Annotated in this window: 13 protein-coding genes; 5 read left to right on the top strand and 8 right to left on the bottom strand. The window is 68.5% G+C overall.

Translation table 11 applies throughout. The features are described from left to right. Positions 1-73: 73 nt before the first annotated feature. The 5 genes from boxB to RUR49_RS09935 form a co-directional block, all read right to left on the bottom strand. Positions 74-1,522: a benzoyl-CoA 2,3-epoxidase subunit BoxB gene (gene boxB / locus RUR49_RS09955; protein ID WP_409146199.1), complete on the bottom strand. Its 1,449-nt coding sequence runs from the start codon at positions 1,520-1,522 to the stop codon at positions 74-76. 25 nt (positions 1,523-1,547) lie between these two features. After that, on the bottom strand, positions 1,548-3,209 hold the full coding sequence (gene boxC / locus RUR49_RS09950) for a 2,3-epoxybenzoyl-CoA dihydrolase (RefSeq protein ID WP_409146198.1): 1,662 nt from the start codon (positions 3,207-3,209) through the stop codon (positions 1,548-1,550). Between the two features lie 154 nt (positions 3,210-3,363). Continuing rightward, positions 3,364-3,816: a DUF309 domain-containing protein gene (locus RUR49_RS09945; protein ID WP_409146197.1), complete on the bottom strand. Its 453-nt coding sequence runs from the start codon at positions 3,814-3,816 to the stop codon at positions 3,364-3,366. Positions 3,817-3,889: 73 nt separating this feature from the next. Further along, positions 3,890-4,708: an alpha/beta fold hydrolase gene (locus tag RUR49_RS09940; RefSeq protein ID WP_409146196.1), complete on the bottom strand. Its 819-nt coding sequence runs from the start codon at positions 4,706-4,708 to the stop codon at positions 3,890-3,892. Then, on the bottom strand, positions 4,708-6,252 hold the full coding sequence (locus RUR49_RS09935) for a benzoate-CoA ligase family protein (protein ID WP_409146195.1): 1,545 nt from the start codon (positions 6,250-6,252) through the stop codon (positions 4,708-4,710). The genes RUR49_RS09940 and RUR49_RS09935 overlap by 1 nt, the downstream gene beginning before the upstream one ends. Before the next feature lie 470 nt (positions 6,253-6,722). Here RUR49_RS09935 and RUR49_RS09930 point away from each other — a divergent pair, with 470 nt between their 5' ends. Continuing rightward, a complete protein-coding gene (locus tag RUR49_RS09930) occupies positions 6,723-9,152 on the top strand; it encodes a phosphoketolase (RefSeq protein ID WP_409146194.1) in 2,430 nt (809 codons plus the stop codon). A 111-nt stretch (positions 9,153-9,263) separates the two neighbouring features. Beyond that, positions 9,264-11,795, top strand: coding sequence for a glycogen/starch/alpha-glucan phosphorylase (locus tag RUR49_RS09925; protein WP_409146193.1), 2,532 nt, complete (start codon positions 9,264-9,266; stop codon positions 11,793-11,795). Between the two features lie 30 nt (positions 11,796-11,825). On the opposite strand, the gene chrA is transcribed toward RUR49_RS09925, so the two are convergent. Beyond that, positions 11,826-13,199 carry a chromate efflux transporter gene (chrA, locus tag RUR49_RS09920; protein ID WP_409146192.1) on the bottom strand — a complete coding sequence of 458 codons (1,374 nt, stop codon included), beginning with the start codon at positions 13,197-13,199 and terminating at the stop codon, positions 11,826-11,828. Positions 13,200-13,432: 233 nt separating this feature from the next. Here chrA and RUR49_RS09915 point away from each other — a divergent pair, with 233 nt between their 5' ends. Together RUR49_RS09915 and RUR49_RS09910 are read left to right on the top strand one after the other, a co-directional pair. Further along, positions 13,433-13,984, top strand: a complete 552-nt coding sequence (locus RUR49_RS09915; RefSeq protein WP_409146191.1) for a DUF4142 domain-containing protein — start codon at positions 13,433-13,435, stop codon at positions 13,982-13,984. Between the two features lie 238 nt (positions 13,985-14,222). Further along, complete coding sequence (locus tag RUR49_RS09910; protein ID WP_409146190.1) at positions 14,223-14,393, top strand: hypothetical protein; 171 nt, start codon at positions 14,223-14,225, stop codon at positions 14,391-14,393. A 37-nt stretch (positions 14,394-14,430) separates the two neighbouring features. On the opposite strand, the gene RUR49_RS09905 is transcribed toward RUR49_RS09910, so the two are convergent. Next, positions 14,431-15,006, bottom strand: a complete 576-nt coding sequence (locus tag RUR49_RS09905) for an NUDIX domain-containing protein (protein WP_409146189.1) — start codon at positions 15,004-15,006, stop codon at positions 14,431-14,433. 157 nt (positions 15,007-15,163) lie between these two features. Here RUR49_RS09905 and RUR49_RS09900 point away from each other — a divergent pair, with 157 nt between their 5' ends. Further along, positions 15,164-15,349, top strand: coding sequence for a hypothetical protein (locus RUR49_RS09900; protein WP_409146188.1), 186 nt, complete (start codon positions 15,164-15,166; stop codon positions 15,347-15,349). Between the two features lie 95 nt (positions 15,350-15,444). Here RUR49_RS09900 and RUR49_RS09895 read toward each other — a convergent pair whose 3' ends face one another. Next, complete coding sequence (locus RUR49_RS09895) at positions 15,445-15,969, bottom strand: cupin domain-containing protein (RefSeq protein ID WP_409146187.1); 525 nt, start codon at positions 15,967-15,969, stop codon at positions 15,445-15,447. Between the last annotated feature and the right edge of the window lie 59 nt (positions 15,970-16,028).

Genomic DNA, 16,028 nt, shown 5'->3' with positions numbered 1-16,028 from the left:
GCCCGACAGGGCCCGACCTCAGATCAGAACTACTACGGCCAAGCCGCACCTGGCGCGCGGCCGGCGCGGCCGGTCACGCCATGTGTAGCTTCACGTACTCGAAGTCGCCCGGCTGGTTGTCGATGCCCACCTTCGGTGGCGCGATCCAGCTGGCGAACTCGCCCGGCGTGCGCACCGGCTTCATCAGCGACTGGATGAAGTCGCCATCGGCCCGCGTCGGCAGCCAGTCCTTGCTCTTCGCGTCATACTCCGCACCCGAGATGAGCTTGCCTTCCGGGTTGAAGGTCTTGCCGGAAAAGACGCCGATCTGGCGGTGGAAGGCCTCGTGCGGCAAACGCATGCGGAAGTCGATGCCGGTCTTCTCGATCGTCTTGTTCCAGCGCTCGACGCCGCCGGCCGCGTCGCGGGTGTAGTCGTCGCGCAGCCGCATGTTGATGGCGGTCAGCGCCGGCACCTCCTTGCGCACGATCGTCTCGCCCTCGAGGTCCCAGACCGGATAGGCGGCGTTCTCCAGCCGGTGGTCGTCGTCGAGACGATGCTCGTGGTAGCGGCCCTTGATCCCGGCGGTGAAGGCGTTGGCGGCGTTCGTCGACACTTCCTGGCCGAACAGGTCGAGCGACAGCGTGTAGTGGAGGTTGAGCTTCTTCTGGATCGTCGGCAGGTCGACGACGCCGAGGTCACGGATGCGGTCGATGTCGTAGGGATCGGAGATGCCGGCCGCGACCATCGCCTCGCAGGTGCGCTGGATGGTCCGGCCGACGCCCGTCTCGCCGACGAACATGTGGTGGGCTTCCTCCGTCAGCATGAAGCGGCACGTCCGCGACAGCGGGTCGAAGCCCGACTGGGCGAGCGCTTCCAGCTGCATCTTGCCGTCGCGGTCGGTGAAGTAGGTGAACATGAAGAACGACAGCCAGTCCGGCGTCTCCTCGTTGAAGGCGCCGAGCATCCGCGGCGCCTCCTCCGAGCCGGAGGAACGGCGCAGCAAGTCGTCGGCCTCCTCGCGGCCGTCGGCGCCGAAGTACTTGTGCAGGAGGTAGACCATCGCCCACAGGTGGCGCCCCTCTTCGACGTTCACCTGGAAGAGGTTGCGCATGTCGTAGAGCGAGGGGGCGGAGAGCGCGAGGAATCGCTGCTGCTCGACCGAGGCCGGCTCGGTGTCGCCCTGGATGACGATCAGGCGTTTCAGCATGTTGCGGTATTCGCCCGGCACCTCCTGCCAGGCCGGCGCTCCGGCGTTCTCGCCGCACGGGATGCGACGGTCGTCGACCTGCGGTGCGAGCAGCACGCCCCAGCGGTATTCCGGCATTCGCACGTAGTTGAACTTCGCCCAGCCCTTCGGGTCGACCGAGACGGCCGTCCGCAGATAGACGAGCGACTGCTGGAATTCCTGCGGAATGAGGTCGTTCCACCAGTTGATGTAGCCGGGGTGCCACTTCTCCAGGGCCTTCAACACACGCTTGTCGGACGACAGACCCACGTTGTTGGGGATCTGCGTGTCGTAGCTCACATTCATGAGGTCCATGATCGTCCTCCCTGCGCGCCCGGCTTCAGACGCGCTGCATGTTGAATTCGCCGCGCAGGCCGGTGCCATAGCGCTGCAGCGCGCCGCTCTCGCCGACGGCGTTGGGGCGCTGGAAGATCCAGTTCTGCCAGGCGGTGAGGCGGCCGAAGATGCGCGTCTCCATCGTCTCCGGACCGGCGAAGCGCAGGTTCGCCTCCATGCCGGTCATCGCGTCGGGGCTGAACGAGACGCGCTCCTCCATGAAGATGCGCACCTCGTCGTCCCAGTCGATGTCGTCGTGGACGAAGGTGACGAGGCCAAGGGCGGCCGCGTCCTCCGCCTCGATCGCCTCGCCGATCTTCGCCTCCAGCGCGGTGACAGCCTCGGGCTCGGCGAGAAAGCGCGTCTGCAGCCGCGTCAGGCCGTTGCCCATCGGGTAGCGGCCGAAGTTGCCGGCGCTCAGGCGGATCGCGGCGAGCGGGCGGTTGTCGCCCTCGAAGGCGCCGTCCATCATGTAGGAGCGGTCCACCGCCCAGAGGATCTCGGCGAGCGGGCCGGCGAAGCACGAGCCGTGCTCGACGAGGGCGGCCATGGAGCGCGACGTCATGTCGATGCGCTTCATCACCCGCTTCCAGTAGGCAAGGATCTCGTTGGCGAGCCAGTGGTCCTGGTTGTCGAGGAGCACCGCCTCCTGTGCGATCACCGCCGCAGCGTCGCCCTGGCTTCGGAACACCAGCAGGCCGAGTTCCATCTCGTTCAGCCGCAGGTGCAGGATGGCGTCGTCGAGCTCGCGGGCGAGGCGCAGGAGGTAGCTCTGGTCGCCGAGGGCCACCAGCGCCTCCGCCGTGGCCGGCGCCTCGCCGTCAGGTCCATTGAGGGTGATCGTCGCCTTGCGGGCAGCGCGGTCGAGCGCCACCTCGACGAGGGAATATGACACCGACCCGTCCTCCCGGATGGTGCGGCCGAGAGGGCCCAGCACGATTCCGCCCGCAGGGGCCGCCTTCGCCGATGCCGCCGCGAACTCGCGGGCGCGGCGTTCGACCGTCTCGTCGAACTTCGAGTTCGGGACGACCTCGTCGACGAGCCGCCACTCCTGCGCCCGCCGCCCGCGCACGCCCTCTTCCATGGTGCAGAAGATGTCGGCGAGGTCGCGCCGCACCTTGCGCTTGTCGGTCACGCGCGTCAGCCCGCCGGTGCCGGGCAGCACGGCGAGGAGCGGTACCTCCGGCAGCGCCACGGACGAGGAGCCATCGTCAGTCAGGATGATGTGGTTGCAGGCGATCGCGAGCTCGTAGCCGCCGCCGGCGCACGCACCCTTCACGGCGGCGATGTACTTCTGACCGGAGTCGGCCTCTGCCGCCTCATAGGTGTTGCGGGTCTCGTTGGTGAACTTGCAGAAATTGACCTTGTGGGCATGGCTGGCACCGCCGAGCATGCGAATGTTGGCGCCTGCGCAGAAGACGCGATCCTTGCCGGACCGCATCACCACCACCTTCACCTCCGGATGCTCGAAGCGCATCCGCTGCACGACGTCGGCGAGCTCGATGTCGACGCCGAGGTCGTAGGAGTTGAGCTTAAGCTGGTAGCCCTCGAACAGGCCGCCGTTCTCGTCGACGTCCATGAAGAGCGTCGCCACCTCTCCCTCGTACGCCACCTTCCAGTGGCGGTACTTCGAGGGATCGGTCTGGAAGTCGATGATCTTGGTCACCGGGTCGCTCCTCCCGAAGTGGCACCGGATGGCGCTGCACGATAGAGCCGTGGCGGCGTGGTGTAAACGCACATTAGGCATAATGTTGCATCAAACTGCGACGATTCCAGCATATAAGGTCAACTCTTGTGGATGGATGCGCCAGCTTTATGCATTATACTGCACCTATTGACGTCTCTGCCACGGACCGCAGCGCATCCGTATCGGTTGACGAGAGTCCCATCGGTCGCGCGTGGCGACGGTGGGCTTCCTCGAGAGCGCTGTCGGCGCGCTCGAGGATGCGCCCGGCGGCTCTCTCCTGGCCCATCCGCCGCTTCAAGGCGGCGTTGGCGAGCTGGATGAGACCCTGCACCAGGTGCCGCTCCGCACTCGCCGGCGGCAGACACATCCACACCGCCTCCCAGAGCTCGTGCGCCTCCCAGAAGTAGCCGTGGGAGAAGGCCTCCAGACCGCCCTTGAAGGCCGGGCTCATCGCGAGCTCGCTGCACGACAGCGCCGGCGAAAGCCCCGTCTTCACCGGGTCGAAGTAGCCCTCATCCGGCCGGGCGGAGCGGCCGGGCACGTAGGGGATCGGCGGCAGCCGCAGCGTCTCCGCGCCCGTGCTCACGCCGGTTCCGCCACGGCCGGTCGAGACGCGGGATCGACTGTCACTAGGCCGTCGCGCCGGCCCACGAACGCGCTCATCCCTCGACCTCCGCCGCCTCGATGCGGGCGAGCCGGGCGGTGAAATCGGCGATGACCGCAAGCGTCCGTTCCGGCTGGTCGAGATGCGGCGAATGCCGGCAGTCCTCGAGGATCTCGACGTCGACGGGCGCGTAGCTGCGCCTCTCAATCTCCTCCACCTGTCGCAGCGTGCCGTACTGGTCGCCCCGCCCCTGGATGACGAGAGCGGGGATGCGCAGGTAGTCGACGACGTCCGCGACGTTCCAGGCGGCGAAGCCCGGATCGAGCCAAGCGTCGTTCCAGCCGCGGAAGGCGACGTCCGGGTCGCGGTGATACTTGGCCATGCGCTGCTTGAGCTCGGTCGTCTCGTAGGCGTGCCGCGCCGTGGCGATCTCCGCGAGGCCCACCGCCTCGGTGAACAGGTGCGGCGCCATCAGCACGAGGCCGCGCACGCGGTAGTCGGCGACGCTCCCCGCATAGATCGCCGCGATCGTCGCTCCGTCGGAGTGGCCGAGGAGGACGTAGTCGGCGGCGGCGACAGCGTTCAGCACGTCGGCGAGGGGCCCAAGCGCCTCGCGCGTCATGTAGTCGAGGGGACGCGGCAGCTCCGCCAGGTCCGACTGGCCGTAGCCAGCGCGCGAATAGGCGAACACCGGCCAACCGGTCGCCGCCGCCAGCCGCGCGGGGAAGTCGCGCCAGAGCGACACGCACCCGAGCCCCTCGTGCAGCAGCACGAGCACGGGCGTACCGGCGGTCCGCTCGCCCCAAGTGGCCCACTCCAGAGACTTGCCGCCAGCCTCCAGCCGGCCCCGCCCCGCCTGCCAGTCGACCGCCATCAGGCGCTCTCCCTCTCGCGGAGCTTGTAGCGCTGGATCTTGCCGGTCGCCGTCTTCGGCAGGTCGTCGACGACTTCGATCCAGCGGGGGTACTTCCACATGCCGATGCGCGTCTTCACGAACTCCTTGAGGTCGTGCTGGACGTCGCGATCCGCCCCCTGCTTCAGCACGATGTAGGCGGCGGGCTTCAGCAGCTTGTCGGCGTCCTCGCGGGCGACGACGGCCGCCTCAAGCACGGCCGGATGCTCGACGAGGGCCTGCTCGACCTCGAAGGGCGAGACCCAGATGCCGGAGACCTTGAACATATCGTCGGTCCGGCCGCAGTAGACGTAGCGGCCGTCGGCTGTCCGCTCGTACTTGTCGCCGGTGCGGGTCCAGTGGCCGGCGAACGTCGACTGCGACTTGTCGCGCCGCTTCCAGTAGCCGTCGGCGCTCGAGGGGCCGCGCACGAGGAGTTCGCCGACCTCGCCCTCACCCACCTCGCGGTCATGCTCGTCGACGAGACGGACCTCGTAGCCGGGCACGGGCGTCCCCGAGGTGCCGTAAACGATGTCGCCGGGCCGGTTCGACAGGAAGATGTGCAGCATCTCGGTGGAGCCGACGCCATCGATGACGGGCGTGCCCCACGAGCGCTCCCAGCGCTCGCCGATCTCCCGCGGCAGCGCCTCGCCGGCCGACGTGCACAGTCGCAGCCGGTGAGCGGGCGGGCCGCCCAGTTGGTCCTGCCGCGCCATCACGGCGGCGAACAACGTCGGCACGCCGCAGAAGATCGTCGGCGCCTCGCGCGCGACGATGTCGAGCACCGCGTCCGGCGTCGGCCGGCCGGCATGGATGACCGTCGTCGCCCCGACCGCCATCGGAAACGAGATGGCGTTGCCGAGGCCATAGGCGAAGAACATCTTCGCTGCCGAGAACACCGTGTCCTCGGCCCGGATGCCGAGAACCTGCGAGCCGAAGGTGTCGCACGTCGCCTTCAGCGACGAATGGATGTGGCGGACGCCCTTCGGCGCGCCGGTGGACCCGGACGAATAGAGCCAGAAGGCCGGCTCGTCGGCGTGGGCCTCCACCACGGGCGCCGGCTCCACCCCGTCCATGAAGGCGGAAAAGGTCTGCGTTCCGGGCGGTGCGTCGCCGATCACCACCACGGTGCGGAGGTGGCGGCTCGCGGCCGCGGCCGGAGCGAGGCTCGGCCACAGTTCGCCGGAAACGACGAGGACGGAGGCGCGCGCGTCCTCGAGGATCGTCGCGTAGACCGCCGTCGACAAAAGCGTGTTCAGCGGCACCGGGATGGCGCCCGCCTTCATGGCACCCCAGAACGCCACGGGAAACTCGATCTGGTCGAGGACGACCATGACCACCCGCTCCTCCCGCCGCACGCCGCACCGCGCCAGCGCGCCGGCGAAACGCGCCGACTCTTCGGCGAGTTGGCGATAGGTGAGCGTGCGCCGGGCCCCGTCCGCCTCCCGGAACGCGACCTTGTCGCCCCGCCCGTCCTCGACGTGGCGATCGACGAAATAGAGAGCCGCGTTCTCGTTCACGAGCATGGCTGCTCCTCCCGTCCCGGCGCTGGGTCGCGCCAGGATCACGTTTTGCGTTATAATGCCAATCGTGCGGAATATTGCAATGCGCCGCTTCCATTCCCCCACGGTTCCGCGTCCAGGCGTACCGTCCGGCGGCAGCAACCTATCGACGACGCCGGGTGGCCGTTGGCGCCAGATTCGGCGTCACGAAGGGCCCGTCCCTCCCGCGCCGCGATCACCTGCGGGAGGATGAGTCTACGTCCTCCGGTCCAGCCATCCCGATTTGCGCCAGATCAACGCCGACGGACGGGCCGCATGGAACTGTCCGGGCATCTTGGACTTGTCTTGGTGACAGAGGCCGTCCTCCGGAGAGAGGCTTCACGTTCTTTCGTAAGCCGGCGAATGGACAGATGCCCGTCCTCTGATCACCGCCTTCCTGCTACACTTTTCATCGACCCGACATCAGCCCGAGACGCAGCCCACGAGGACCGAATATGACAACGGCACTGTCCGAAACCGAGCGCTCGGCTCTCGACGCCTACTGGCGGGCCGCCAATTATCTGTCCGTCGGCCAGATCTATCTGCTCGACAACCCGCTGCTGCGCGAGCCGCTCGACCAGGCGCATATCAAGCGCCGGCTGCTCGGCCACTGGGGCACGACGCCCGGCCTCAATTTCATCTACGCCCATCTCAATCGCGTCATCAAACGCGACGACCTCGACATGATCTACATCACCGGCCCCGGCCACGGCGGGCCGGCGCTGGTGGCGAACGCCTATCTCGAGGGCACCTACAGCGAGGTCTATCCAAACATCGCGCAGGACGAAGAGGGCATGCAGCGCCTCTTCAAGCAGTTCTCCTTCCCCGGCGGCATCCCGAGCCACGTGGCGCCCGAGACCCCGGGCTCCATGCACGAGGGCGGCGAGCTCGGCTACGCGCTCTCCCACGCCTTTGGGGCCGCCTTCGACAACCCGGATCTCATCGTCGCCTGCGTGGTCGGGGACGGCGAGGCCGAGACGGGCGCGCTCGCCACCAGCTGGCACTCCAACAAGTTCCTCAACCCCGTCTCCGACGGCGTCGTCCTGCCGATCCTGCACCTCAACGGCTACAAGATCGCCAACCCGACGGTGCTCGCCCGCGTCAGCCACGAGGAGCTCGACCAGCTCTTCCGCGGCTACGGCTACACGCCCTATTTCGTCGAGGGCCACGATCCGGCCGTCGTGCATGAAAAGATGGCGGCGACGCTCGACGCCGTCTTCGCCGACATCCGCCGCATCAAGGACGACGCGAAGGCGAACGGCTACACCGGCCGTCCGCGCTGGCCGATGATCGTCATGCGGACGCCGAAGGGCTGGACGTGCCCGCCCGAGATCGACGGCAAGCGCACCGAGGACTACTGGCGCTCGCACCAGGTACCGATGGGCGAGATGCACGGCAATCCCGAGCACGTCCGCATCCTCGAAGGCTGGATGAAGTCCTACCGTCCCGATGAACTCTTTGACGAGAGCGGCCGGCTGAAGCCCGAGATCGCGGCGCTGGCGCCGACGGGCCACCGCCGCATGAGCGACAACCCGCACACCAATGGCGGCCTGCTCCTGCGCGACCTGCGCATGCCGGACTTCCGCGACTATGCGGTCGACGTGCCCTCGCCCGGCGCCACGGTGGCGGAATCGACCCGCGTGATGGGCACGTTCCTGCGCGACGTCATGAAGCTAAACATGGACGCGCGGAACTTCCGCCTGTTCAGCCCGGACGAGAACAACTCGAACCGCTGGCAGGACGTGCTGGAGGTCACCAACCGCGCCTGGGTCGCCGACACCGAGCCCTACGACGACCACCTCGCCCCCGACGGCCGCATCATGGAGATGCTGTCGGAGCACCAGTGCCAGGGCTGGCTGGAGGGCTATCTCCTCACCGGCCGGCACGGCTTCTTCTCGTGCTACGAGGCCTTCATCCACATCATCGACTCGATGTTCAACCAGCACGCCAAGTGGCTGAAGGTCTGCAACGAGATTCCGTGGCGGCGGCCGATCGGCTCGCTCAACTACCTGCTGTCGAGCCACGTCTGGCGGCAGGACCACAACGGCTTCAGCCACCAGGACCCGGGCTTCATCGACCACGTCGTCAACAAGAAGGCCGAGATCGTCCGCGTCTACCTGCCGCCGGATGCGAACTGCCTCCTGTCCGTCACCGACCACTGCCTGCGCAGCCGCAACTACGTCAACGTCGTCGTCGCCGGAAAGCAGCCGGCGCCGCAGTGGCTGACGATGGACGAGGCGGTGAAGCACTGCACGGCCGGTCTCGGCATCTGGGAGTGGGCGAGCAACGACAAGGGCGAGGAGCCCGACGTCGTGATGGCCTGCTGTGGCGATGTGCCGACGCTCGAGACGCTCGCCGCCGTCGACCTCTTGCGCCAGCATGTGCCGGAGCTGCGCGTCCGCGTCGTCAACGTCGTCAACCTGATGAAGCTGCAGCCGGCGTCCGAGCATCCACACGGCCTCAACGACCGCGACTTCGACGCCCTCTTCACCACCGACAAGCCGATCGTCTTCGCCTTCCACGGATACCCGTGGCTGATCCACCGGCTGACCTATCGCCGCAACGGTCACGACAACATCCACGTGCGCGGCTACAAGGAGGAAGGCACCACCTCCACCCCCTTCGACATGTGCGTGATGAACGAACTCGACCGGTTCAGCCTGGTCGGTGCCGTCATCGACCGTGTGCCGAAGCTCGGTCCCCGAGCCGCCTACGCCAAGCAGGCGCTCCGCGACAAGCTGCTGGAGCACCAGGAATACATCTGCCGCACTGGCGACGACATGCCGGAGATCCTCAACTGGACGTGGGGCGGCGCCAGGTCTGAGGGTGGCACCACCTATGGGGGTGGTGACGGCCAGACCTCAACCGGAGGCGACAACGTCTGACGAGACTGCCGCCGGCCCGAAGTCCGCGGGCCGGCGTCCTGCAGAGGGGTGCCGCATCAACAGGCGTCGGTCGAACCGGCGTCTGGACAACGAACGCCGGGGGGAACCGCCGTGCCGACATCAGGGACGCCCGAGGACCGTGCGGCGGCGGCTGAGCCCCAGCCGCCGCTCCTCACCGACGCCGAGCGCGACACCCTGCTGGAGCAGTATGGCTGCGGGCCCGTCCGCTTCTCCGGCTCGGAGAATGCCCTCTACGAACGGCACCTGATGTTCGACCACGTCGTCGATCCCGCGGCCGCCGCGCCGCGGGATCGCTTCGAGGCGGTCGCCCGCTCGGTCCGCGACGTGCTCTCGCAGCGCTGGGTGCGCACGCAGGACACCTACGCGGCGCGCGATCCGAAGCGCGTTTACTACCTGTCGCTCGAGTTCCTGCTCGGCCGCTCGCTTTCCGACAATATCGGCAACCTGATGCTCGCACCGGTCGTCCGCCGCGCCGTCGCGGCGAAAGGCGTCGACTGGACGGCGATCCTCGAACAGGAGCCCGACGCCGGCCTCGGCAACGGCGGCCTCGGCCGCCTCGCCGCCTGCTTCATCGAATCGATGGCGACGCTGCAGCTGCCAGCGATGGGCTACGGCCTGCGCTACGAATACGGCATGTTCAGCCAGGACATCGTCGGCGGCTGGCAGCACGAGCGGCCGGACAACTGGCTGCGCCGCCCGGATCCCTGGGAGGTGGCGCGCCCCGACGAGATGGTCGAGGTTCGCCTCGGCTGCTCCTTCGAGGTGCGCGGCGGCTCGCTCGCCGTCATCCCCGGTCGCCCGTCCAGTCTCTACGGCCTGCCCTACGACCGCCCAGTCGTCGGCTACGGCGGCCGCACCATCAATACGCTCAGGCTTTGGGCGGCGACCGCGCCGGACGAGTTCGACTTTCACGCCTTCAGCAGCGGCGAGTTCGTCAGCGCGCTCGCCGCGCAGCTCAGCGCGGAATCGCTCACCCGCGTCCTCTATCCCGACGACAGCACCAGCGCCGGCCAGGGCCTGCGCTTCGTGCAGGAATACTTCCTCGTCGCCTGCTCGATCGCCGACATCGTCCGCCGTTTCCGCGCCGGCAACGATGACTGGCACACGCTCCCCGACAAGGCGGCGATCCAGCTCAACGACACCCACCCCGCCCTCGCCGTCCCCGAGCTCCTGCGCGTGCTCCTCGACGAGGCCCGCCTCGGCTGGGACGAGGCGTGGGACATCACCGTCCGGACGCTCGCCTACACCAACCACACGCTGCTGCCGGAGGCCCTGGAGCGCTGGCCGCGGCAGTGGTTCGCCGCCCTCCTGCCGCGCCACCTCGAGCTCGTTGTCGAGATCGACCGCCGCCTGCGCGACGACGTCGGACGCCGCTTCCCCGGCGACGAGGGCCGTCTTTCCCGCACCAGCCTGTTCGAGCCAGGGCAGACCGAGAAGGTCCGGATGGCGAACCTCGCCATCGTCGGTTCCCACAGCACCAACGGCGTCGCCGCGCTGCACTCGCAGCTCTTGCGCACCGAGACCGTCGCCGACCTCGCCGCCGTGTTCCCGGAGCGGTTCGGCAACAAGACCAACGGCGTGACGCCGCGGCGCTGGCTGCTCGGCGCCAACCCGCCGCTCGCCGCCGTCATCACCGAGGCCATCGGCCCCGGGTGGATCACAGATCTCGACCAGTTGGCGCGCCTGCGGCCGCTCGCCGACGACGCCGCCTTCCGCGCCGCAATCCTCACCGCCAAGCGCGACGCCAAGCAGCGCTTCGCCGACTGGCTGCGGGACCGCCACGGCATGGCGGTCGACCCGGATGGCATCTTCGACACCCAGGTGAAGCGCATCCACGAGTACAAGCGCCAGCTCCTGAATGCGCTGCGCATCATCGCGCTCTACCAGGACCTGCGCGCCGACCCGGGCCGCGTGGTGCAGCCGCGCACCTTCTTCTTCGCCGGCAAGGCGGCGCCGGCCTACCGTTTCGCCAAGCTCGTCATCAAGTTCCTGAACAACCTCGCCGAGACCATCGACGCCGACCCGCTCGTGCGCGGCCGGCTGAAGGTCGTCTTCCTGCCCGACTACTCGGTGTCGCTCGCCGAGCGCGTCATCCCCGCCTCCGACGTCTCCAACCAGATCTCCACCGCCGGCTACGAGGCGAGCGGCACCAGCAACATGAAGTTCATGATGAACGGCGCGCTGACCATCGGAACCCGCGACGGCGCCACCATCGAGATGGCCGAGGCGGCCAGCGAGGAGACCTTCTTCCTGTTCGGGCTCACGGCCGCCCAGGTGGCGGACACCCGCGGCTGGTACAATCCGCGGTGGCACATCGAGCACGAGCCCCGCACCCGCGCCGTCCTCGACCTCCTCACCTCCGGCCACTTCAACCGCGACGAGGCAGGCATCTTCGACCCGCTGATCGAGAGCCTCACCGGCAGCGACCACTACATGCTGCTCGCCGACCTCGGCTCCTATCTCGACGCCGACGCACGCCTGACCGCGCTCTACGCCGATCCCGACGGCTGGGCGCGCACAGCGATCGCCAACATTGCCGCGAGCGGCCGCTTCTCGAGCGACCGCACCATCAGCGAATACGCGACCGAGATCTGGGGCGTGACCCCCTGCCCGGTCGATTAGCGTTTCTTGGCAGCTGGATAAGACGCTCAGCTAAAGCAGCGTCTGTATCGCCAGCCCTGCCACAGCGCTGCCGGCGAGCACCGGCACCAGCCCGAGGCGGAAGCGGAAGATCGCCACCGCCGCGGCGAGCGACAATAGCAACGCCGCCGGGTCGAGGCTCGCCAGCACCGGCAGGTCGAGCGTCAGCGGCCCGACCGCGACGCGCTCGACGGTGCGGAAGACGACGTGCAGGCCGAACCAGACGGCGAGGTTGAGGATGACGCCGACCACCGCCGCCGTCACCGCAGACAGCGCCCCCGACAGCGCCGCGTTGTTGCGCACCCGCTCGACATAGGGCGCGCCGACGAAGATCCACAGGAACGACGGCACGAACGTCACCCAAAGCGTCAGCCCCGCCCCTGCAACACCGGCCGCGAGCGGCGCGAGCCCGCCGGGCTCGCGGAAGGCGGCGAGGAAGCCGACGAACTGCAGGACGAGGATCAATGGCCCCGGCGTCGTCTCGGCGAGGCCGAGGCCGTCGAGCATCTCGCCGGGGCCGAGCCAGCCATAGGTCGCCACCGCCGCCTGGGCGACATAGGCGAGCACCGCATAGGCGCCGCCGAAGGTGACGACCGCCATCACCGAGAAGAACGCGCCGATGCGAGTGAAAACGTCATCGGGCCCGAGCAGCGCCAGCAGCAGCGCCGTCGGCGCGAGCCAGAGCGCCAGCCAGACCACCGCCGTCACGAGACTGCGCCGCCATCCGGGCGCGGGCGGGCCGGACGTGAGGGTGTCTGCGGCCGCAGCAGCCGCCGCACCGCCATGGGCCGCACCGGCCCGGAAGGCGTCGGAGCCGGCGCGGGTAGCGACATAGCCGATCACCCCCGCCGCCAGCACGATCAGCGGAAACGGCACGTGCAGGGCGAAGATCGCGACGAACGCCACCGCCGCGAGAAGCTTCGCCGGTGCTGATTTCAGCGCCCGCCCCGCGATCCGCACCACCGCCTGCACGACGATCGCCAGCACCGCCGCCTTCAGCCCGAAGAACAGCCCGGCCACCAGCGGCGTCTCGCCATAGAGCGCGTAGGCGATGCTCAGCGCCAGCATCGCCACCGCGCCCGGCAGCACGAAGAGGATGCCGGCGATCAGCCCGCCGCGCACGCCGTGCAGCAGCCAGCCGACATAGGTGGCGAGTTGCTGCGCCTCCGGCCCCGGCAGAAGCATGCAGAAGTTCAGCGCGTGCAGGAACCGCGGCTCGGCGATCCAGCGCCGCTCCTCCACCAGCATCCGGTGCATCAGCGCGATCTGCCCGGCCGGCCCGCCGAAGCTCAGGAGCCCGATCCGCGCCCACACCGCGGTCGCCTCGGCAAGGCTCGGCCGCACCGGCACGCCCGTCTCGTCGACCACTCCCGCCGCGTCCGCCATCCATCACCGCCGCGTCGCCGCCTTGGGAACCGCACGAGGGGCACCATCGCCCAACGCAGCCGCCTTCCTACACGACGACGGCAACTCTTGCCCAACGCCGGCGCCCGATCCGGCCGAAGCAGCGGTTTCCCCCATGAACCACAGCGAGGGAACAACTCTCTCGCCGACTTGTTGGAGCGGCATGACAGGGAGCGCGCTTTCCGGCGCATCTCCCCGAACCAAAGGACCCAGTCATGTCGCAAATCGTCCGGCTCGCCCTTGCGGGCCTCGCTCTGTCCATTTCGCCGGCGCTCGCCCAGACCGACGCCATCGCCCCGCAGAACCAGCCCGTGCAGACGCAGCAGGCGACGCCGATGACGGCGGAACAGTTCGTGGCGGCCGCCGTCCCGTCCAACCTGTTCGAGATCCAGTCGAGCGAGCTCGCTCTCCAGCGCGCTTCCACGGCCAACGTCCAGCAGTTCGCCCAGCAGATGATCACCGATCATACGGCGGCGGGAGAGCGCCTGCAGGCCCTCCTCGCCCAGAACGCGACGGTCGAAGCGCCCCCCATGAGCCTCGATCCGCCGCATGAGGCGATGCTGACGCAGCTGACCAACGCCACCGCCGAGAATTTCGACACGACCTACATCAACCTGCAGCTGCAGGCCCACGAGGAAGCCGTCTCGCTGTTCTCGGCCTACGCGACGAGCGGCGACGACCCTGTGCTCCGCTTGTTCGCGGCCGAGACCCTGCCGGTGCTGCGGCACCACCTCTCCGAGGTGCTGATCCTCGCCGGCAACACCTGATCGGCCCTCGCGCGACGAGGCGAGAAGCGTGCAACTGAGGACGAATGCCGATTGAAGGAGGGCCGGCGCCAATCGCGTCGGCCCTCTGCGATTCAAGCGATCATTGCAGCGCCACGACCGTGATTTTCACATCGGCCGCCCGGGGGACGTGTTAGTCTTCCGGATAGCCGTATCGCCTGTCCGATCGGTCGGCGGTATCGGGGGAAACCGTGCCATCCTCTCCTTGGGAGGGATCGCCGTGACCGCTCTCGACCTGACCGCGCCCCTTGCCGTCGTTTCGCTTGCGTTGCTGCTTCTGGTTTGGGGCGGTTACGTGATGCCCGGGTCCTATGTTCCCCGCTTCGTCGCCGCCGCCACCGTCGATGGCGGCCACGGCGTCACCGTCCACTGTCGACGCGCGCGTTGCTGAGGCCCGGCCCGGTCGTCCCGGGTGCCGGTGCGACCGGTCACTCCGGCTTTTCGAACAGGTAGGCGTGGCGACGCACCAGGGCGGTGACCAGGCAGTAGGTCTTCATGTCGCTGATCTCGCCGTTGGTCAGCATCTTCCAGAGCTGCCAGAGGTCGATCTCCACGGGGGCGAGGCGCTCGCCTTCCGATGCGAGCCCGCCGCCTGCGTCCACCCTGTCGGCGGCACCATAGGGTGCGAGGTAGAGGCTCACCCGTTCGGTCGAGATGCCGGGCGAACTCCACAGCCGCCCCACGAACTCCAGCGTCTGCAGCCGCAGCCCCGTCTCCTCCAGCGCCTCGCGCCGGGCGCCGACCTCGGCGTCCTCGCCGGCCTCGACCAGCCCCGCCGGCGCCTCGAGCAGCAGAGCCTCGCCCGTGCGGGTCAGGACCGGCACGCGCGGCACCCGCACAAGCATGCCGACGCCGCGATGCAGGTCGTAGGGAAGGACCGCGACCGCATCGCCATGGTCCTCCACCTCGTGACAGAGTTCCGTCCCGTCGATCTCCACCGTCACCCGCGACAACGTCGTGTAGCCCTTGTAGGCGCGGACGGAAGAGGTGATCTCAGCGGTCATGTCGGATCTCCGTTGTCTGGATGATCGCAAGCTGCAGTAAAGCGGCGCGGCCATGCCCCTCGGGAACGCAGAAATTCAGGTTTCGTTTGCTGCGCGAACGGAACAGCGCGTGCCCTCGGACGTTTGGGTGCAGATCCCAACTGAGGAAGGCCTCACCATGATACTCGCACTCGCCCTCGTCACCTTCGCCTGCGTCCTCGCCGCTGCGGTCATCGATCTGCGCAACACGCCGCGCCCGGCGCTCGCCCGCGCCGGCAGCCGGGACACCTCCAACCTCCTCCACGCGCAGGCTCCGGTCACGGCCGCTCCGCCGGCCAGCGCCCACCCGGCTCCGGTGCGCTGATCCGACTGCGCTGACTTCAGAAACCCGGCCGCCGCAGTGTCGGCGGCCGGCACGCTTCAGACCGGCAACCGCAAGCTAGGGTCCGAGCCCGTCGCTCAGCGGTGGATCGGGTCCTTCCACAACACGTTTTCCGGCTTCTCGACCGGCTCGATGTCGAGATTGACCACAACCGGGTCCTGGCCCGAGCGCACGAGTACGCATTCGAGCGTCTCGTCGCGGCTCGCATTGATCTCCTGGTGCGGCACGTAGGGCGGCACGAAGATGAAGTCGCCCGGCCCCGCCTCCGCCACGAACTCCAGGTTATTGCCCCAGCGCATCCGCGCCTTGCCCTTCACCACGTAGATGATGCTCTCGAGATCGCCGTGATGGTGGGCGCCGGTCTTGGCGTTGGCGTGGATGCTGACCGTTCCCGCCCAGATCTTTTCCGCCCCGGCGCGCGCCTTGTTGATGGCTGCGGCGCGGTTCATCCCCGGGGTCTGCGCCGTGTTCGGGTCGAGGGAATCGCCCGGGATCACCTTCACCCCGTGCTCGCGCCAGTCGACCGCATCGGCCGCCGTCGCCGCGTCAGCATGATCGTGATGCGAATGGGAGTGGTCGTCGTGGGAATGATCATGCGACACGGTTTGCTCCTCGAACTCTTCGGCCGGCGGCGGAGGGCCAACTCGCTGACGCCGGCCGG

It is taken from the genome of Pseudoxanthobacter sp. M-2, from assembly GCF_046156265.1.
GTDB lineage: Bacteria > Pseudomonadota > Alphaproteobacteria > Rhizobiales > Segnochrobactraceae > CAMDHY01.
This window is presented reverse-complemented; position numbering and strand designations above follow the sequence as displayed.